General features: G+C 71.8%; 15 protein-coding genes and 1 pseudogene. 8 read left to right on the top strand and 8 right to left on the bottom strand.

Annotated elements, in window-relative coordinates; genetic code table 11:
- The first annotated feature begins 213 nt into the window (after positions 1–213).
- A complete protein-coding gene (locus OHS70_RS24500) occupies positions 214–750 on the top strand; it encodes an HNH endonuclease (protein ID WP_328400531.1) in 537 nt (178 codons plus the stop codon).
- Between the two features lie 75 nt (positions 751–825).
- Here OHS70_RS24500 and OHS70_RS24505 read toward each other — a convergent pair whose 3' ends face one another.
- Positions 826–3,747 carry a beta-N-acetylglucosaminidase domain-containing protein gene (locus OHS70_RS24505; protein WP_328400533.1) on the bottom strand — a complete coding sequence of 974 codons (2,922 nt, stop codon included), beginning with the start codon at positions 3,745–3,747 and terminating at the stop codon, positions 826–828.
- 242 nt (positions 3,748–3,989) lie between these two features.
- Between OHS70_RS24505 and OHS70_RS24510 the strand changes: the two genes are divergently transcribed.
- From OHS70_RS24510 to OHS70_RS24525, 4 genes and pseudogenes are all read left to right on the top strand, one after another.
- Positions 3,990–4,274 (top strand): hypothetical protein, encoded by a 285-nt coding sequence (locus OHS70_RS24510; RefSeq protein WP_328400535.1) that lies wholly within the window; start codon positions 3,990–3,992, stop codon positions 4,272–4,274.
- A 10-nt stretch (positions 4,275–4,284) separates the two neighbouring features.
- Positions 4,285–6,465 (top strand): 4-alpha-glucanotransferase, encoded by a 2,181-nt coding sequence (gene malQ, locus OHS70_RS24515; protein ID WP_328400537.1) that lies wholly within the window; start codon positions 4,285–4,287, stop codon positions 6,463–6,465.
- Positions 6,411–6,641 carry a hypothetical protein gene (locus OHS70_RS24520; RefSeq protein ID WP_328400539.1) on the top strand — a complete coding sequence of 77 codons (231 nt, stop codon included), beginning with the start codon at positions 6,411–6,413 and terminating at the stop codon, positions 6,639–6,641. The genes malQ and OHS70_RS24520 overlap by 55 nt, the downstream gene beginning before the upstream one ends.
- 226 nt (positions 6,642–6,867) lie before the next feature.
- Positions 6,868–7,113: pseudogene (locus OHS70_RS24525) on the top strand (DMT family transporter); the annotation flags it as partial.
- A gap of 104 nt (positions 7,114–7,217) precedes the next feature.
- On the opposite strand, the gene OHS70_RS24530 reads toward OHS70_RS24525, so the two are convergent.
- The 6 genes from OHS70_RS24530 to pepN form a co-directional block, all read right to left on the bottom strand.
- Complete coding sequence (locus tag OHS70_RS24530; RefSeq protein WP_328400541.1) at positions 7,218–8,315, bottom strand: selina-4(15),7(11)-diene synthase; 1,098 nt, start codon at positions 8,313–8,315, stop codon at positions 7,218–7,220.
- A gap of 351 nt (positions 8,316–8,666) precedes the next feature.
- Positions 8,667–9,287 (bottom strand): GTP-binding protein, encoded by a 621-nt coding sequence (locus OHS70_RS24535; RefSeq protein ID WP_328400543.1) that lies wholly within the window; start codon positions 9,285–9,287, stop codon positions 8,667–8,669.
- Complete coding sequence (locus tag OHS70_RS24540; protein ID WP_328400544.1) at positions 9,268–9,627, bottom strand: DUF742 domain-containing protein; 360 nt, start codon at positions 9,625–9,627, stop codon at positions 9,268–9,270. The genes OHS70_RS24535 and OHS70_RS24540 overlap by 20 nt, the downstream gene beginning before the upstream one ends.
- Complete coding sequence (locus OHS70_RS24545; protein ID WP_328400546.1) at positions 9,624–10,040, bottom strand: roadblock/LC7 domain-containing protein; 417 nt, start codon at positions 10,038–10,040, stop codon at positions 9,624–9,626. Before OHS70_RS24545 ends, OHS70_RS24540 begins: the two co-directional genes overlap by 4 nt.
- Positions 10,037–11,488: a sensor histidine kinase gene (locus OHS70_RS24550; RefSeq protein ID WP_328405874.1), complete on the bottom strand. Its 1,452-nt coding sequence runs from the start codon at positions 11,486–11,488 to the stop codon at positions 10,037–10,039. The genes OHS70_RS24545 and OHS70_RS24550 overlap by 4 nt, the downstream gene beginning before the upstream one ends.
- 410 nt (positions 11,489–11,898) lie before the next feature.
- Positions 11,899–14,469, bottom strand: a complete 2,571-nt coding sequence (gene pepN, locus OHS70_RS24555; protein WP_328400548.1) for an aminopeptidase N — start codon at positions 14,467–14,469, stop codon at positions 11,899–11,901.
- A gap of 119 nt (positions 14,470–14,588) precedes the next feature.
- Between pepN and OHS70_RS24560 the strand changes: the two genes are divergently transcribed.
- Positions 14,589–15,848, top strand: a complete 1,260-nt coding sequence (locus OHS70_RS24560; protein ID WP_328400550.1) for a flavin-dependent oxidoreductase — start codon at positions 14,589–14,591, stop codon at positions 15,846–15,848.
- 313 nt (positions 15,849–16,161) lie between these two features.
- Here OHS70_RS24560 and OHS70_RS24565 read toward each other — a convergent pair whose 3' ends face one another.
- A complete protein-coding gene (locus OHS70_RS24565; protein ID WP_328400552.1) occupies positions 16,162–17,178 on the bottom strand; it encodes an aspartate-semialdehyde dehydrogenase in 1,017 nt (338 codons plus the stop codon).
- 167 nt (positions 17,179–17,345) lie between these two features.
- Between OHS70_RS24565 and OHS70_RS24570 the strand changes: the two genes are divergently transcribed.
- Together OHS70_RS24570 and OHS70_RS24575 are read left to right on the top strand one after the other, a co-directional pair.
- Positions 17,346–17,870 (top strand): sigma-70 family RNA polymerase sigma factor, encoded by a 525-nt coding sequence (locus OHS70_RS24570; protein ID WP_443062650.1) that lies wholly within the window; start codon positions 17,346–17,348, stop codon positions 17,868–17,870.
- On the top strand, positions 17,867–18,586 hold the full coding sequence (locus OHS70_RS24575; protein WP_328400554.1) for a hypothetical protein: 720 nt from the start codon (positions 17,867–17,869) through the stop codon (positions 18,584–18,586). Before OHS70_RS24570 ends, OHS70_RS24575 begins: the two co-directional genes overlap by 4 nt.
- Positions 18,587–18,641 lie beyond the last annotated feature (55 nt).

The raw sequence follows: 18,641 nt of genomic DNA on the forward strand, positions 1-18,641 counted from the left end.
ATAACCCTAACGGGGCGGAGGCCGTGGTTCGGCGCGCTTGCGGGAGGGAGAGACAAGGCTCACCCGGGAATGGACGGGTGAGCTGCTGTGGTGGAAAACACCTCGAGCCCGTTACCTGCACGTGGTGGCGCTCGGACCTGCCATGAGGAGAAACTGAAGACAGATCGTCCCGGCGCGAGCCACGCGCCGCCGGCGTACAAGGAGGCATCCACCGTGCCGCACGTCCTGGTCCTCAACGCGTCGTACGAGCCGCTCGGCGTCGTACCGCTCCGCCGCGCGCTCGTCCTCGTCCTGGAGAACAAGGCTCTCTGCCTCGAGGAATCCGGCGCCTTCATGCACAGTGCGACCCGTGCCGTCGCCGCGCCCAGCGTGGTCCGGCTCAAACGGTTCGTGCGGGTCCCCTACCGGGGGCCCGTTCCTCTCACCCGCAAAGCGCTCTTCGCCCGCGACGGCGGGCGCTGTATGTACTGCGGTGGCGTCGCAACCAGCGTCGACCATGTCATTCCGCGCAGTCGCGGGGGACAGCACGCCTGGGACAACGTGGTGGCGGCCTGCCGCCGCTGCAATCACGTCAAGGCCGACCGGCACCTGCACGAGGTGGGCTGGCGTCTGCGCCACCAGCCCGCCCCGCCGAGCGGACTCGCGTGGCGCATCATCGGGACCGGACATAGGGACCCGCGCTGGCTGCCATACCTGCAGCCGTACGGCGCGGACGACGCAATGGCCCGGATCGACGGCATCTCTGCCTGAAGATCGCAGGCCATTTTGCATTTGGGGTGCCGGGCCGGGTGCCGGGCCGAGCGGCTTGCTCGGCCCGGCACCCGTTCATTCCGCGACCGCGTACGCCTCCACCGAGAAGAGGGAGTAGCCGTACGGCGTGGCCCGCTCGTCGCACTGGACGCGGATGAAGCGGGTGTCGCGCGCGTCCATGCGGACGATTTCGCGGCCCCCGGCGCCGTGCGCGGCCGTCGCCGCCGTGCGCCAGGTGAGCCCGTCGGACGAGACCTGGATGCGGTACCGAGTCGCGTACGCGTCCTGCCAGTGCAGCACCACCTGACCCACCCGCTCCGGGCGTGCCAGCTCCAGCTGCCACCAGGCGCCGGGGCCCACCGGCGAGGACCAGCGGGTCGCGGGGTCGCGGTCGAGGGCCGCGGCGGCCGGGAACTCAGGTGTCTCGTCACCCGACGAGGACGCCCTGGCCCCCGCCGTCGAGGCCAGGTCCGGGCCGGCGGTGCGGGGGTAGGCACGCACCGTGAGGGTGCGCTCCTGGCCGGCGAAGGAGAACGGCACCTCGTACTCACCGGGCGGGGTGTCGGCCGGAACGGTGACCTGCACGGGCACGGTCGTCTCCAGCCCCCGCGGCACCCGCGCCTCCTTCGGCACCGCCACGTCGATACCGGCCGGCGCCTTCGCCGTGAGCGCGCCGCGCACGTCGCCGGGGCGCTGCGCGGTCAGCCGCACACCCGCCTTCTGCGGGGCGCCGCCGATCTCCGCGCTGGTCTCGGGGCGTACGAGGTCGAGCCCGGCGGCCGGCTCGTCCGCGAACCACGGCACGACGGAGCGCACCGGCACCGGAGCCTGCGGGACGCTCCCGGACGAGGCGATCCGCAGTCCGTCCACCCGCAGCCCCTTGGCGTCCGTCTGGGTCCAGCCGCTCGGCGACAGCGCAGCGAGCTCCCGCCAGCCCTCGCCGGGTACGTGCGCCTCGAGCCGCCCGGCCGAGCCGTTCACGGGCTCGGTCATCGCCGTGACCGCGGTGACCGGCCGGGGCCGGTCCAGCCACAGCGTGTCCTTGCCCGCCGTGGCCCGGTTCGCGCCCGTCCAGGCCTCCGACTCCTTCACCACCCGGTCCAGGAACGGCGCCAGCACTCCCTTGCCCACGGTGGCCCGGCTGCGCCGCAGCGCGGTGCGCAGCGGTTCCAGCGCGAGTGACGCGCGCCAGGCGCTCTCGCCGTCGCCGCGCGCCTGCGCCTGCAGCATGTCGACCGCGAGCTCACCGGCGGCGCCGTAACGCGCCAACTGCTCCAGCCACGGGCCCACTTCGCCGACGAGCCGGCCGCCTGCCGTCCCCTTCAGATCCTGCGGTGCCCGGCGCATCACCGTGAAGGCGGCCCGCAGTCCGGCCGCGGCCCGGTCCCTGGCCCTGGTGTCCGTCGTGGTGCGTGTGCGCCAGAACTCCGCCAGCAGCGGCCGCAGATACGCCGACTCGTGCTTGGGGTCGAGTATCGACGAGGCGTCGTTGCCGGCCAGGGCGCCCAGCGCCTCACGGGCCTTGGGATCGCCGTCCGACAGATCGTCCAGGGCGGCCTGCCAGGACTCCTGGGGGCGGTAACCCTTCGGGTTCCAGGCGTAGTCGGCGGCGGTGAACAGGGGGATACGGGATGCGGAGGCCTGCTCCATGGCGTTGGCGAGCAGGGCCGCCGAGCCGTTCGCCACCGCGGGCTCCCGGCCTGTGTAGGGGCCGAGGAAAATCCGGTCCTGCGCATAGTCGTTGACCGGGTAGTTGTCCATGGTGACCAGCGGGTGCGCGAACGCGTCGCGTGCGCCTGCCAGTTCCCGTCCGGTGATGGTGCGCGGCACCACGCCCACGCCGGTCCACGCCACCCGGACCCGGCCGTCCAGCTCCTTCGCCAGTGCCCGGCGGTAGTCGGTGGCGCCTTCCTGGTAGTACTCCGTCGGCATCAGGGTCAGCGGCTCCGCCTCCGGGTGCCGCTCCGCCAGATGCCGGGCCACCGCGTCGGCCACCCGGGCCTGGGCCCTGGCCGCGGCCTCCGGGCCCGAGCCGAAGGTGTCGGCGTCCTTGCCGCAGTGCCACTCGCTGTAGCTGACGTCCTGGAACTGCAGCTGGAAGGCGCGCACCCCCAGCGCCCACATCGCGTCGATCTTGCGCGTCAGCGCCTTGAGGTCACCGTCGTCGGCCAGGCACATCGACTGCGCGGGTGCGACGGCCCAGGCGAGGCCGACATGGTTGCGGCGCGCGCGCTCGGCGAGCTCGCGGAACTCCGCGCGCTGTGCCGCCGGGTACGGTTCGCGCCACCGCGCCTGGCGGAACAGGTCGTCGCCCGGCGCGTACAGGTAGCGGTTCTGCTTGGTGCGGCCCATGAAGTCGAGCTGCGCCAGCCGCTGCTCGTGGTCCCACGGCCGTCCGTAGAAACCCTCCGTCGTGCCGCGTACGGCCGTACCCGGCCAGTCGCGTATCCGGACTCCGGCGACCGACCCGCTGTCGATCAGCTGCCGCAGGGTCTGCACCCCGTGGAAGAGGCCGTCCTCGCCCACGCCGTCGAGCGCGACCGTGTCACGCCCCGCGACCTTGCCCACGGCGAGCCGGTAGCCCCCGGCGGGCAGATCGGCGCGCTCGGGTGCACGCAGGGCGCGCAGTGCCTTCTCCGCGCCGGCGCCGCCGATGTGCACGACGGGGCCACGGCCGGGCAGCCCCGGGTGGACGGTCTTGACCCCCGCCTCGCGCAGGAGTTCTCCGGCCAGCTCGACCGCGTACGGGTCGGCATTGAACGCGGCGACCAGGGTCACCTCGTCGCCCAGCGGCACGTCCTTGCCTGCGGGCTTCACCGACTGCGGGCGCGGCCAGACTGCCGGCAGGTCAGCCGTGCCCTCGGGGTCCTGCGCGGTGCCCGCCGGGGAGCCGGGCTCCTGGGGAGCGGCGACCGCGCCGTGCGCGCCGCCGAGCAGGCTGCCGATGACGGCCACCGCGACGGCCGCCGCTGCTTGCCTTCTGCCCCCGAGCCGCACGCAGCTCTCCCCTCGGTCTCCCCTGACGTTCCGGTGGGTTTCGAGCCCACCACCCCCACCGTGAGGGTGTCAATGCGCGTGGCCGTTGTGCGGCTTTTTGCCTGGTGTGGTGGATGATCGTAGCCAACTGCCGGACGGGGAACGGAACGTGACGGACATCACGCCGACCGTTCGCGCAGGTCTGCCGCCGTGCCCGGTGGGTAGGGCTGTGGTGACCCTTCCATCCGCTTGGAGTGACCACTGTGACCGTATCCGCACACCTGCTGCTCTCCGCTCTGTCCAAACAGACCCCGGAGCCGTCCGACCGGGTTCCGGCCCCGTCGCGACAGCTCGCCGGCCCGCTCGCCCCCGAGGCTCCGCTGACCGGCGAGCCACAGCTCAGCTACGACACGCCGCTCACCAGCGAGCCCCCGCTCGCCCACGCCGCCCCGCTCACCAGCGAGCCGCCGCTCGCCGACATCGCGCCCCTCACCAGCGAGCCGACCGCCCACGGCACGGCCGGCGGCTCGGAGCTGCCCGGGGTCTGAAGGAGTCCGCATGGGCCTTGCCCGGCTCGCCGCGCTGCACGGAGTCGCCACCGCATACGCACCGTCCGAGGGGGTCACCGTCCCGGTGGCCGACGCCACCGTCGTCCGCGTGCTCGCCGCCCTCGGCGTGGACGCATCCACACCGCAGGCGGTCCGGGCCGCCGTGGGCCGTGCCGATGCGGCCGCCGCCGGGCGGCTGCTGCCGCCGACGGTGGTCGCCTGGAGCGGCGCCGACGGCTGTGTGGCCGAGTTGCCGCAGGCCCTGGCGGAACTGCCCGGTGACACGGCCGTACGGATCACCACCGAGCAGGGCGCCGAGACCGCCTGGAGCGCACCCGGGCAGACGGCCGGACGGGCCCGACTGCCTCTCGGTGTCCACCGGTTGCACGCCACGGCGCCGGACGGACGGGCCGCTGAGGCGACCCTGGTCGTCGCCCCGGACCGGGTGCCGCGGCCCCAGGGGCGCTCGCACGGCTTCCTGGTGCAGCTCTACTCCCTGCTGTCCGCCCGCTCCTGGGGCATGGGCGACCTCGGTGACCTCGCCGAGCTCGCCTCCTGGTCGGGCCGGAGCCTCGGAGCATCCTTCGTGCAGGTGAATCCGTTGCACGCCGCTGTACCGGGCGCCCCCGGTGACCCCTCGCCGTACCGCCCCTCCTCGCGCCGCTTCCCCGATCCGGTCCATCTGCGCATCGAGGACATCCCCGAGTACGCGTACGCGGACGGCCCCGCCCGCGAACGCCTGTACGGGCTGCGTGACAAGGGGACCGAGCTGCGTGAATCCGTCCTGGAAAAGGGCGCGTTGATCGACCGGGACGCCGTATGGGCCCTCAAGCGGGAGGCGCTGGAGCTGCTGCACCGCGTGCCCCTCGGTCCGGGCCGCCGCGCCGCGTACGGCGACTTCCTGGCCGGGCAGGGCCAGGCACTGGAGGACCACGCCACCTGGTACGCCCTGGCCGAGGTGTACGGCTCCGACTGGCACAGCTGGCCGGCCGAGCTGCGTGACCCCCGCTCGCCGCGGACGGCGCGGGCCAGGAACGAGCTGAGGGACCGGGTCGACTTCCACAGCCGGCTCGCCTGGCTGACCGACGAGCAGCTGGCCGCCGCCGGGCGGGCGGCGCGCGAGGCGGGCATGGGCGTCGGGGTCGTCCATGACCTCGCCGTCGGAGTGCACCCGGGTGGTGCCGACGCCTGGGCGCAGGGCGAGGTCTTCGCCGCCGGGATGTCGGTCGGCGCACCTCCTGACGCGTTCAACGCCCGCGGTCAGGACTGGGGTCTGCCGCCGTGGCGTCCCGATGTGCTGGCCGCGTCCGGCTATGCCGCGTACCGCGGACTGCTGCACGGCATCCTGCGGCACGCGGGCGCGCTGCGCATCGACCATGTGATGGGCCTGTTCCGGCTCTGGTGGGTGCCCCAGGGCTGTCCGCCCACCGAGGGCACCTATGTCCGCTACGACGCCGATGCGATGCTCGCGGTCCTGGCACTGGAGGCGTACCGCGCGGGCGCGGTGGTCATCGGGGAGGACCTCGGGACGGTCGAGCCCGGCGTGCGCGAGACCCTGGCGCGGCGCGGGGTGCTCGGCACCTCCGTGCTCTGGTTCGAGCGCGACTGGGCCGGCTCGGGCAGCCCGCTGGCGCCGGAGGAGTGGCGCGAGGGCTGTGTCGCCACCGCCACGACCCATGACCTGCCGTCCACCGCGGCCCGGCTGAGCGGAGGCCATGTGGAGCTGCGGCACCGGCTCGGTCTGCTCGCCCGCACCCTGGAGCAGGAGCGGACCGAGGACAGCGCGGACGTCTGCGCATGGCTGGACCTGCTCACCGGCCTCGGTCTGCTGCCCGAGGGCGCGGACGACGAAGAGGGCGGGATCCGGGCGGTCTACCGCTTTCTGCTGCGTACGCCCGCGTCCATGGTCGGCATCTGGCTGCCGGACGCGGTGGGGGACCGGCGGCCGCAGAATCTGCCCGGCACCTGGGACGAGTACCCGAACTGGCGACTGCCCGTCGCGGACGCCTCCGGGCGCCCCGTCGGCCTGGAGGAGCTGGCCGCCTCGCCCCGGCTGCACGCGCTGCTGGAGGTCTTCCCGGCCCGTACGGCACCCCCGGACGCGCGGCCCGGTCAGCCGTTCGCTACGTTGGCACCGTGGACAAGAAGAACGCCTTGCGCGCCGGCGCCGTCGCGGCCGGTACGACGCTGATGATGCTGCTCATGTCGTCTCCCGCGCTTGCGCTCACGCCGGACGACGGCGACGACCCGGGCCCGGGTCTGAGCGTGATGGAAACGGTCAGCCTCTTCGTGATCGCGCCGATCGCCCTGTTCGTGGTGATCGCGGGTCTTGTGATGGTGCTCGACAAGTCCAAGAAGCAGGTCTGACGCAGGTCCGGCGCAGATCTGACACATGTGTGCGGCAGGGCCGGTCCTGCCGATGAGGCGCCCAGGGTGTGCAGACGCCCGGGGCGCCTTCGTCATGTCCCCATCCTCCGGACCGTTCAGTTCGGCTTCACGGAATGATCGAAAAGATTCGACGGACCTGAGAAGTCGCGCGATGTGACGGTGATCCCGATGGTTGCCACGCCCTGCGGGGCGACGGAGGCGAGGGATGGCCGTGACGACAGATCTGGAGGGGGTCCGCACGGGCGAACCGGGGCGCGCGCACCGGCGTGTGCGGCGGTGTGCCCCGGGCGCCGGGCTGCTGCTCGCCGCGACCGCGACGGTCGTCTGGTCCGGCAGCTTCGTCACCTCCCGCGCGCTGCACGACTCCGTACCGCCCGTGCAGGCGGCGTTCTGGCGCTGGATCATCGCGATCGTCGCCGTCGCCCCCGTCGCGCTGCGGCGGCCCCGGCGGCACAGCGGGCGCGCTGAGCCCGAGAGCACGCCCGGCGGCACAGCGGGTTCACGGCACGGCGGACATCCGGCCTGGGGCGGAGCAACAGCCGCCCGGCCGTCCGTTCACACGCCCTGCTGCACGGGGATGCGCCGCGCGGGCGGCGTCGCCTCCTTCGGCAGCAGGTCCCACCACCAGGCGACCGCCGGGATGTCCAGGGGCTGGTCACTGTCGTCGGTCGGCGTGTCCCGGAACACCGGGGGAAGGTTCGCGGGGTCGTCCGGCGTGGTGTAGCGCACCGAGCTGATGCCCCAGTCCTGGGCGCCGCGTATGAAGCAGGAGAGGCTGTGCAGATACTGGCGCAGCTGCGGGCTGCCCGTCCTGGCCAGGTGCTCGCTCACCTTCATGTACAGGCACATCACCCGGTCCCGCTGGGATATCGCGGTGTCCAGGGCCTGTCCGGGGGTGAGCCGGTGGTGCTCCTCCAGCACCCGCAGGACGTTGAGGTAGTAGCCGAGACCGCTGCGCTCCCTGTGGTGGGAGAAGATGTCGTTGTCCCAGGTGATGATGAAGGACGCCATCTCGGCCACGGCCCGCACCGCCGTACGGTCGCGCTCGTGCGGCTGGAGTTCGTAGCCGTATCCCATCTCCAGCATCGGCAGCACCACCGAGGTGGCGCCGTCGTACAGCCGCATCAGGGTGTAGTCGTTGAGGTCCGGCACCGTGTCCGCACGGCGGTGGGCGGACTCCCAGACCACGGAGAAGAAGTACTCCCGCAGCGCGTCCACCCAGCGGGCGGTCTGCCCGGCGGTGCCGTAGCGGTCCACGCGCAGCCGCAGGTCCCGTACGCCGGCCGCCAGCGGTTCGTCCAGCAGCATGGGGGCTTCGGGGTTCTGCGCGATACGCAGCAGCCGGTGCAGCAGGCCCGCCAGGTCACCGGGCCGGTGGCCCGGTTCGCCCTCCTCGCAGTGGCCGTCGTCGACGCCGAACAACCACAGGACGAAGTCCGCGAGCAGGGAGACGACCTCCTCCCGGCCCTCCGGCAGGATCCGCGCGGAGAAGGTGCCGATGTCCTGACGGACCAGTTTGCCGCGCAGTTCCTCGGATCCGATACGAAACGTCTCGGCCCAGGCCGCTGTCTGGACATCGATGTCCGCGTGGCGTGGGTGGATCGCCGGAGGGATGGGAGAGAAGATCGGCGGAACTGTCGGATCGGGCTCCACTACGGCCTGCCTCTCGATGCCCAGGTGCGGGTGGTGTCACGGCCACGCTGACGCAACACCCACCACGTGCACCACACAGTGATCAACAATTGCGCATCGTACTCAGCCACGATGGCCGATCCAATAGGACAACTCGGCAGTAAAACGGCAACACTTGGGACTGTTACCCGCGGTCAGCCGACGGGAGCGGAACAGCTGCCGACGCCAGGGCCGCCGGCGCACGACGCCCGGATGCCGGGCGCCCGGGGGGCGGGCGCCGGTACAACCGGAACCGAACGCGCCTGCGGGCCCGGCATCGTCCATGCCGGGCCCGCAGGCCAGATCAGGCCACACGGCCGCCACGGGGCGCCGTCAGGACGCCTCCTGTGCCGCGGCGAGGGTCTGGAGGTAGCGCATGAGCGTCATCAGCACATCCCGGCTGGAGCCGCGCAGCCGCGCGTCGCACGGGACGATCGGCACGTTCGCCGGAAGATCGAGCGCGCCGCGCAGATCCTCGATCGGATAGTTCGGAGCGTCCGGGAACGTGTTGACGGCCACCACGAACGGCACGCCGCGCTCCTCGAGCCGGCCGATGACGTCGAAGCTGACCTCGAGCCTGCGTGTGTCGACGAGCACCACCGCGCCCAGCGCGCCCTCGAAGAGACCGCGCCACAGGAACCAGAAGCGCTCCTGGCCCGGTGTGCCGAACAGATAGAGCACCAGCTCCTCGTTGATGCTGATGCGCCCGAAGTCCATCGCCACGGTCGTCGAGGTCTTGCGCTCCACACCCTGGGTGTCGTCGACGCCGACCCCGGCCTGGGTCATCGTCTCCTCGGTGGTGAGCGGCCTGATCTCGCTCACCGAGCCGACCAGCGTCGTCTTGCCGACGCCGAAGCCGCCCACGATGACCACCTTGACTGCGGCGGTGGCCGTCTCCGGCAGCACGTCCTCGCTCCGCGGCCCCACGGCCTGCTCAGAGCTTTTGAAGTCCATCGATCACTGCCTCAATCAATGCGCGGTCGGGGAGAAGGGCGGGCTGGACCGGTGCGCGGGCCAGCACCCGGTCCTCGGCCAGCAGGTCGCTGAGCAGCACGGTGACAACACTCACCGGAAGGCTCAGATATGCGGAGATCTCGGCCACCGACAGCGGTGCCTGGCAGATCCGGATGATCGCGGCGTGCTCCGGCTGCATACCGGGCTTGGGCCCCGATCTCGCCACGATCAGTGTGACCAGGTCCAGCGCGCTGGGCGTGGAGGAACCACTGCGACCGCCGGTGATGACGTAGAGCCGCTCGGGACTGCTCTCCTCCCAGCCCCCGCCCGCGTCACTCACGCGGTCTGTCCCTCATGCCGCGGTGGCGTACTCAGGTGCTCTCCGATCCGCAGCACGAGGTCCCGCATCCGCTGCCCCATCAGCCCCGCGTCGACGCCTTCGTCGGCCAGCACGGCGAGATACGCGCCCGAGCCCGCCGCCATCAGATAGAAGAAGCCGCCGTCCATCTCGATGACGACGAGTCGCATCTTCCCGTCACCGTGCGGGAGTTCGGCGCCCACGGCGGCTGCCAGGGACTGCAGTCCGGCGCAGGCGGCGGCCAGTCGGTCGGCAGTGTCGTTCTCCGCGCCGTACTGGGCCATGCGCAGACCGTCGGCGGACAGGACGACGACGTTCCTCGTCTGCGGCACTCCTTCCGCCAGGTCCTTGAGCATCCAGTCCATGTTGGTCTGGTTGGACTGCCGCTGAATCATGGCTGGTTGTTTTCCTTACTCGTCTGGGGGGTGTCACCGGACAGGCCGCTCTGGAACGCTGCCAGCCACATGCCGGGCTGTACGGCAGGTGCGGAGTCCGGTTCGGGTTCGGCGGATGCGGCCGCGGCGGGTGCGGGGGCCGGCGCGGTCACCCGGTTCTTGCGGCGTCGCTGCGGCAGACCGGTGGGGGTCCGCTCGGTGACCATCACAACCTCGTCCTCGGCAGGCGGCTGGGCCGCGGTGGGCCCGGTGACGGGCCGGGGCATGCGCTCGAAGGTGTCCGAGCCGGCGGGCCGCGGACCAGACGCGGTGCCGATGCCGTGGGCGAGGCCGGTCGCCGAGGTGGCCGCCGTGATCAGGTCCTGCGGGACGATGAGGACGGCACGCACACCGCCGTAGGCCGACGAGCGCAGCGAGACCTGGAAGCCGTACGCCTGCGACAGCCGGCCGACCACCGCGAGACCGAGCCGGGGCGTCTCACCGAGGTCGTTGACGTCGATGCCCTGCTGGGCCTGGCGCAGCATGCGCTCGGCCCGCTTGCGGGCCTCCTCGCTCATGCTGACGCCGCCGTCCTCGATCTCGATCGCGATGCCGGACTGCACGTCGACGGCGGTCAGATGGACCCTGGTCTGCGGCGGCGAGTAGCGGGTCGCGTTGTCGAGCAGCTCGGCGAGAGCGTGGATCAGCGGCTCGACGGCGGTGCCGACGACCGCGACCTCGGAGACCGAGTGCAGCTCGACGCGCTGGTAGTCGATGATGCGGCTCATCGCTCCACGCATCACGCTGTAGAGCGGCACGGCCTTGCTCCACTGACGGCCCGGCCGCGCACCGCCGAGCACGGCGATCGAGTCGGCGAGGCGGCCGATCAGCGCGGTGCCGTGGTCGATGCGCAGCAGGTCGCCGAAGACCTGGGGCGACTGGCCGTGCCGGTCCTCCATCTCCCGCAGTTCCTGGGCCTGTTGGTGCACGATGGCCTGGACCCGGCGGGCGATGTTGACGAACGCGCGCTGGGCGGACTCGCGCAGGTCGTCCTCGGCGACGACCGCGTTGACGACCGAGCTGAGCACCGCCTGGTGGGCCGGGGGCACGTCCAGCGAGGCCAGTACGTCCTCCGGGAACTCGCCCTTGCGCAGCTGCTCCACCGCCTCGGGCAGCAACTCACCGGCGAGGCGTGCCGTTTCGGCCGTCAGGCGGTCGAGCTCGGTCTCCTGTTTCGCGAGCCGGTCCCGCAGTTCGGCCATCAGCCTGCCCCGGCGCATGAGTTCCGCGCAGGCGAGCGCGACTGCGACGACCGATGCGACCGAGACAATGACCACGGGGGTCCGAGCCGAGCCGGGGACCTGGGTGACGGCCAGGACCGCCGCCGCGAGCGTGGCGACGACAGGCAGCTGCCAGATCAGACCGGCCGGGGGCCTCGGACTTCCGGTCGACGTTCCCTGTCGAACCATCAGCATCCTCAGAATCTAACGAGAAAGATCATATGAACGAACGGGCGGGAGCATATCCGGGTTCCCAGAAGGAGTTTGACGAGGGGTCATCAAGGTGGCGCATTGTGTGTGGTCCAGACCATGAAAAAGCGTCCCGGACCGTACGGTCCGGGACGCCCCTGAGTGAAATTTCCGGGCCAAGGCCGTGTCTGACGAATCCCGCCTGGTGCGCGACGCCCGGCACGCACTCCCCCAGAGCTTCGCCTGGAGGTATCCCCAGCTGCGTTGTCGGAGTCATCCAAGTACGTCCAGTACGAGGATGATCTCCCCCAGCCTCCGGCCGGGCGGTAGCCCCACCGCCTTGCGATTGCACGCACCGGACGCCGCGCACCCCGCCCTGCGGGCGGACGGCGCTATTTGTCAGACACGACCTAGCCCGCGGCCGCGTCCGCCGCCTGAGCCTTCAGCGCCCGCTCGACGCCCGCGCGTGACTCCGAAATCAGCCTGCGCAGGGCCGCGCTCGGCTGCGCCGACTCCAGCCAGGCATCGGTCGTGTCCAGCGTGGCCTGCGAGACCTGCAGCGACGGGTAGAGGCCCACCGCGATCTGCTGGGCCATCTCGTGGCTGCGCGACTCCCACACATCCTTGACCGCCGCGAAGAACTTCTCCGTGTACGGGGCCAGCAGCTCACGCTGGTCGGTCTGCACGAAGCCCACGATCACCGCCTCCTGCACGGCGTTCGGGAGCTTGTCGCCCTCCACGACCGCGGCCCATGCCTCGGCCTTGGCCGTGTCGGTGGGCCGCGCCGCCCGCGCGGTGGCCGCGTGGCGCTCGCCGGCGGCGGTCTTGTCCCGCTCGTACTCCGCGGCGATCTCCTCCTCGTCGAAGACGCCGACCGCGGCGAGGCGCTCCACGAACGCCCAGCGCAGCTCGGTGTCGACGACCAGGCCCTCGATCGTCTCCGAGCCGTCCAGCAGCGCCTCGAGCAGGTCCAGCTGCTGCGGTGTACGCGCGGTCGCGGCGAACGCCCGCGCCCACGCCAGCTGGTGGTCGCTGCCCGGCTCGGCCGCCCGCAGATGAGCCAGGGTGGCGTCCGTCCACTGGGTCAGACCGGCCTCGCGCCAGTTCGGCGCCGCGTACAGGTCGATCGCCGTCTTCACCTGGCGGTGCAGCGACTGCACCACGCCGATGTCGGACTCCTTGCCGATCCCGGACAGGACGAGGGCCAGGTAGTCACGGGTGGCCAGCTCGCCGTCACGGGTCATGTCCCAGGCCGAGGCCCAGCACAGTGCCCGCGGCAGCGACTCGGTGAAGTCACCCAGGTGCTCGGTCACGTTCTTCAGCGAGGTCTCGTCGAGCCGGACCTTGGCGTACGACAGGTCGTCGTCGTTGAGCAGGATCACCGCGGGACGGGCCTTGCCGACGAGGGCGGGCACGGCGGTGAGCTCCCCGTCCACGTCCAGCTCCTTGCGCTCGGTGCGCACCAGCTTCCCGGCCTCGTCCAGGTCGTACAGGCCGATGGCGATCCGGTGCGGGCGCAGCACGGGCTCGCCCTTGGCGCCCGCCGGGAGTGCCGGGGCCTCCTGCTTGACCGCGAACGCGGTGATGACACCGTCCGCGTCCGTCTCGACCTGTGGCCGCAGGATGTTGATACCGGCGGTCTCCAGCCACGCCTTCGACCAGGTCTTCAGATCCCGGCCGCTCGTCTGCTCCAGCGCGCCCAGCAGATCGGGCAGGCGCGTGTTCCCGAACGCGTGCGCCTTGAAGTACGCCTGCACGCCGGTGAAGAACTCGTCCATGCCGACATAGGCGACGAGCTGCTTGAGAACGGACGCACCCTTGGCGTAGGTGATGCCGTCGAAGTTCACGAGAACGTCATCGAGATCGCGAATTTCGGCCATGATCGGATGGGTCGACGGCAGCTGGTCCTGCCGGTACGCCCAGGTCTTCTCCGAGTTCGCGAACGTGGTCCACGCGTTCGGCCACTTGGAGCCCGGCGCGTACGCCTGACAGGCGACCGAGGTGAAGGTGGCGAACGACTCGTTCAGCCACAGGTCGTTCCACCATTCCATGGTGACCAGGTCGCCGAACCACATGTGGGCCAGCTCGTGCAGGATCGTCTCGGCCCGCCGCTCGTACGCCGCGTCCGTCACCTTCGAACGGAAGACGTACTGGTCGCGGAAGGTCACGGCGCCCGCGTTCTCCATCGCGCCCGCATTGAACTCCGGCACGAACAGCTGGTCGTACTTGGCGAAGGGGTACGGGTAGTCGAACTTCTCCTGGAACCAGTCGAAGCCCTGCCGGGTGACCTCGAAGATCTCGTCCGCGTCCAGGAACTCGGCCAGCGAAGGACGGCAGTACACGCCCATGGGGACGGACCGGCCGTCCTTCTCGTAGCTGCTGTGCACCGAGTGGTAGGGCCCGACGATCAGCGCCGTGATGTACGTCGAGATCCGCGGCGTCGGCTCGAAGTGCCAGACGTTGTCCTTCGGCTCCGGCGTCGGCGAGTTCGAGATCACCGTCCAGTCCTGGGGCGCCTTCACGGTGAACTGGAACGTGGCCTTCAGATCAGGCTGCTCGAACGAGGCGAAGACCCGGCGTGCGTCGGGCACCTCGAACTGCGTATAGAGATACGCCTGCTGGTCCACCGGGTCGACGAAGCGGTGCAGACCCTCACCGGTGTTGGTGTACGCGCAGTCCGCGACCACCCTCAGCTCGTTGTCGCCCTCGTGCAGATGGGCCAGCGCGATCCGCGAGTCGCGGAAGACCGCGGCGACGTCGAGCGACTTCCCGTTGAGCACGACCTCGTGCACGGCGGGCGCGACGAGGTCGATGAAGCTCTCTGCGCCGGCCTCGGCCGACGCGAAGCGCACAGTGGTCACGGACCGGTAGGTCCCGCCCTCCTGGGCCCCGGAGAGATCGAGGTCGATCTCGTACGAGTCAACGGTGAGCAGGCGCGCCCGCTGCTGCGCCTCTTCACGGGTCAGGTTTGTGCCAGGCACCCGGTCATCTCCTCGGTATGTGATGTTTCGAGTCATCCTTCCACGCGCCGGCCGTCGTCCGCCCGGGAGAATCGTCGGCGACGGTCGCCGCACGCCGGCATGGACGAGGGGGAGCGCACATGAGTGCCGACATCGTGATCGCAGGGGCCGGTATCGGCGGGCTGACCTGCGCCCTGACCCTGCACGAGACGGGGCTGCGCCCCCGGGTGGCCGAGTCCGCCCGGCAACTGCGGCCCGTCGGCGTGGGCATCAATCTGCTGCCGCACGCCGTCGCCGAGCTGACCGCGCTGGGCCTGGGCGACGCGCTCGCCGAAATCGCCGTCCCCACCGCCGAGATGGTCCACTTCGACCGGCACGGCAACCGCATCTGGGCCGAGCCGAGGGGCCGCGCGGCGGGGCACGCGTGGCCCCAGTACTCGCTGCACCGCGGCGAGCTCCAGCAGCTTCTGTACGACGCCGCACGCGACCGGCTGGGTCCGGACACCGTACGTACCGGCACCGCGCTGGACGGCTTCGAGCAGAACGGGCACGAAGACGGGCAGGGAGACGGGGACGCGCTGCAGGTCACCCTGCGTGACGTGGAGAGCGGCGCCCGCACCACCGTCCGCGCCGACGCCCTGATCGGCGCGGACGGACTGCACTCCACGGTCCGCAGGCGGCTCCACCCCGGCGAGCAGCGGCTCCCTCTGTGGAACGGCATCCGGATGTGGCGTGGCACCGCCCTCGGCGAGCCGTTCCTCGACGGCCGCACGATGGTCATCGCCGGCAGCAACGCCACTGCCAAGCTGGTTGTCTACCCCATCTCGCGCCGCGCCGAGCGCCGCGGCGAGGCGCTGCTGAACTGGGTCGCCGAGGTCCGCGTCGGCACCCCGGGCCCGGTGGAGGGCGCCGCCTGGAACCGCACCGGGCGTCTCGACGACGTCCTTGCGCACTTCGCCGACTGGCGGCTCGAGCGTCTCGGCCTGGACGTACCCGCCCTGCTGGCCGCCACCGGCGAGATCCTCGAGTACCCCATGGCCGACCGGGACCCGCTGGAGCAGTGGGGCGCCGGACGCGTCACCCTGCTCGGTGACGCAGCCCATCCCATGTACCCGATCGGCTCCAACGGCGGCTCGCAGGCAATCCTCGACGCCCGGGCGCTGGCGCGCTGCCTCTCCGCGGCCCATTCGGTCCCGGCGGGCCTGCGCGCGTACGAGCAGCAGCGCACCGCCCCGGTGAACGCCCTGGTCACGGCAATGCGTGAGATGCCTGCCGATCGCCTGCTGCGGGCCGTGGCCGAGCGCGCCCCGGACGGCTTCGAGCGGGTGGAGGACGTGCTGACCGCGGAGGAACTGGCCTCGATCGACGCGGCCTACCGCAGGACGTCGGCGCCGCGGTGAGCGCCGCGGTGCCAACGCGGTGGTGGCCGCGGCCGGCCGCGGCGTGATCACCGCTGTGCCGCCCACCTCGAACACTTCTCGTGCCCACCCGCTCCAGGTGGTGCTCCCGGCAGCCGAGTGCGGTCCGGCCACGGATCCACGGCGCAGTGCGAGCAGGTCCGCGCGACGGCGTGGGAGCGCCTTCGCTCGACGCACCGGCTCGGTGCCGCGGCAGCGCATGGCCGGCGTCGACGCGCCGCTGCGGCGTCAGCCGGCTCTCGGAACGCCATGGGGGCGGGCGCCCCCATGGCGCCCGCCCCCTCGGACTGCTGTCTCAGCCGCGCAGCTCCGCCGCCACCAGCTCCGCGATCTGCACCGCGTTCAGCGCCGCGCCCTTGCGCAGGTTGTCGTTGGACAGGAAGAGCGCGAGGCCGTTCTCGACGGTCTCGTCCACGCGGATACGGCCCACGTACGACGCGTCCTTGCCCGCCGCCTGGAGCGGGGTCGGGATCTCGGAGAGCTCGACGCCCTGCGCGTCCTTCAGCAGCTCGTAGGCGCGCTCCACGGAGATCGGACGCGAGAAGCGGGCGTTGACCTGGAGCGAGTGGCCGGAGAAGACCGGGACGCGGACGCAGGTGCCGGACACCTTGAGGTCCGGGATCTCCAGGATCTTGCGGGACTCGTTGCGGAGCTTCTGCTCCTCGTCGGTCTCGTGGGAGCCGTCGTCGACGATCGAGCCGGCCAGCGGCAGGACGTTGAAGGCGATGGGGCGCCGGTACACGCCGGGCTCGGGGTAGGCGATGGCCTCGCCGTCGTGGGTGAGCTCGGTGGCGCGCGGGGCGACGGCCTTGACCTGGTCGTCGAGCTCGGCGACGCCCGCGAGGCCCGAGCCCGACACGGCCTGGTACGTGGTGGCGACCATGGCGGTCAGCCCCGCCTCCTGGTGCAGCGGCTTGAGCACCGGCATCGCGGCCATCGTCGTGCAGTTCGGGTTGGCGATGATGCCCTTGGGGCGGTCCTTGATCGCGTGCGGGTTCACCTCGGAGACGACGAGCGGGACCTCGGGGTCGCGGCGCCAGGCGGAGGAGTTGTCGATCACGACGGCACCCTGTGCGGCGACCTTCTCGGCGAGCGCCCTGGAGGTCGCGCCACCGGCGGAGAAGATGGCGATGTCGAGGCCGGAGTAGTCGGCGGTGGACGCGTCCTCGACCGTCACACCGTCGAGGACGGTACCGGCGGACCGGGCCGAGGCGAACAGCCTCAGCTCGTCGACCGGGAACTTCCGCTCGGTGAGGATCCTGCGCATGACCGTGCCGACCTGACCGGTGGCTCCGACGATTCCGACCCTCACGACGACTCCTTCGTGCTGATTCGTACAGTTCTGCTGGCCTGGGTGCTGCTCCATGATGCGTATGTCCCCGGCGGTCTTGTCCAATCCATTGCCCGAAGTGCGAGACGAGCCGAACGTTTCGCCTCCCTCCCGCGTCACAGGTGGCAGCAAGCGGGAGGGAGGCGCGGGTGGCGCTGTGGAGGAGACCCCGGGGAACGGGGGAGGACCCGTTGGACGCAGCGCTCGTGGACCGGGTGCGCGCGATCCTCGCGCTGGGCGGTATGGCGCACGCGGACCTGCCGGACGGGGTGCAGCAGGTACGGCTCAAGGTGATGGAGGCCCGGGCGAAGGAAGGCGGCGCCCCGCGGGACACCGCCGCCTGGTGCGCCGTCGTCGCCTCGAACGTCGCCGCCGACTGGCACCGGGCGCGGCGCAGGAGGGAGCGGCTCGACGAGCGGCTGATCGCGCTGAGGCCGTGGGAGACGGTGCAGCGGGGCGGCGAGGAGGCCAGCGCGCTGGCGCTGACGGTGGCCGAGGGGCTCGAGGCGCTGCCGCTGGAGCAGCGCCAGGTGGTGGTCCTGCGCTTCTACGCGGACCTGCCCCTGGCCCGGATCGCCGAAGCCCTGGAGATCCCCGAGGGAACGGTCAAGAGCCGGCTGCACACCGCCATGCGCGTGATGCGGAAGCGGCTGCGGGCCGAGGAGGTGGTGTGACGGTGGACAGGCACGGCATGGATCCGGTGGCACTCGCGATGATCGGTGAGCCGGTGCCGGCGGATGCGGAGCGCGATCCGCAGGTCGCGGCGGCGGCGGCCGACGCGGCGCTGCTGCGTGAGCAGCTCAGGTTCATCGGGGACCACCTCGCGCGGGAGCCCGCCGCACGCGCGGCGCAGAGGCCGGCGCGCGGGCGGCGCAGGCTCGTCATGGCCCTCGCGGCGTCGGTGGCCACGGCAGCGGTCGGCCTCGCAGGGGCGTACCTCGGCGCGCACAACGGCACGGGAGCCGGTGGAGCCGGCGCCTTCGCCGAGGACTCGGCGAAGCTCACACCGGAGGGCCAGGTCGCCTGTGCCGCGTACATCGTGGAGGGCACGGTGGCGCAGGTCAAGGCGCTGGGCGGCGGGAGGGGACTGCGGGTCGACCTGGTCGTGGAGCGCTCGTACACACCGCAGTACCGCGCGCGGCGGGACATCACCTTCACCGCGTCCGGTGACGGCGAGGACGGGTACTTCCGGAGCGGCGTGCGCATGCTCGTCATGGTCTCCCGGTTCCCGGGCGAGGACCCGATCACCTTCCGGGAGGGTGACGCCGCCCCGCTGCCGCCCGTGGGGGACGACGTGGGCCCCGTGCGCGACCGCCTCGACTACGGCCGCAAGTGGGTACAGAAGGCGCTGCCCGGCGCGCGCGGTGTCGAGTGCCGGGACCGTGGCTAGGCAGGCAGAAAAGCTGAGCAGGCAACGGCGAAGGGCGGGCGCCCACTTCGGGCGC

The organism is Streptomyces sp. NBC_00390, assembly GCF_036057275.1.
Lineage (GTDB): Bacteria > Actinomycetota > Actinomycetes > Streptomycetales > Streptomycetaceae > Streptomyces.

Coding starts and splice junctions, on each gene's coding strand:
- malQ (WP_328400537.1), top strand. CDS start 4,285: ATGGGCCTTGCCCGGCTCGCCGCGCTGCACGGAGTCGCCACCGCATAC.
- OHS70_RS24535 (WP_328400543.1), bottom strand. CDS start 9,287: ATGGACTTCAAAAGCTCTGAGCAGGCCGTGGGGCCGCGGAGCGAGGAC.
- OHS70_RS24545 (WP_328400546.1), bottom strand. CDS start 10,040: ATGATTCAGCGGCAGTCCAACCAGACCAACATGGACTGGATGCTCAAG.
- OHS70_RS24550 (WP_328405874.1), bottom strand. CDS start 11,488: ATGGTTCGACAGGGAACGTCGACCGGAAGTCCGAGGCCCCCGGCCGGT.
- OHS70_RS24560 (WP_328400550.1), top strand. CDS start 14,589: ATGAGTGCCGACATCGTGATCGCAGGGGCCGGTATCGGCGGGCTGACC.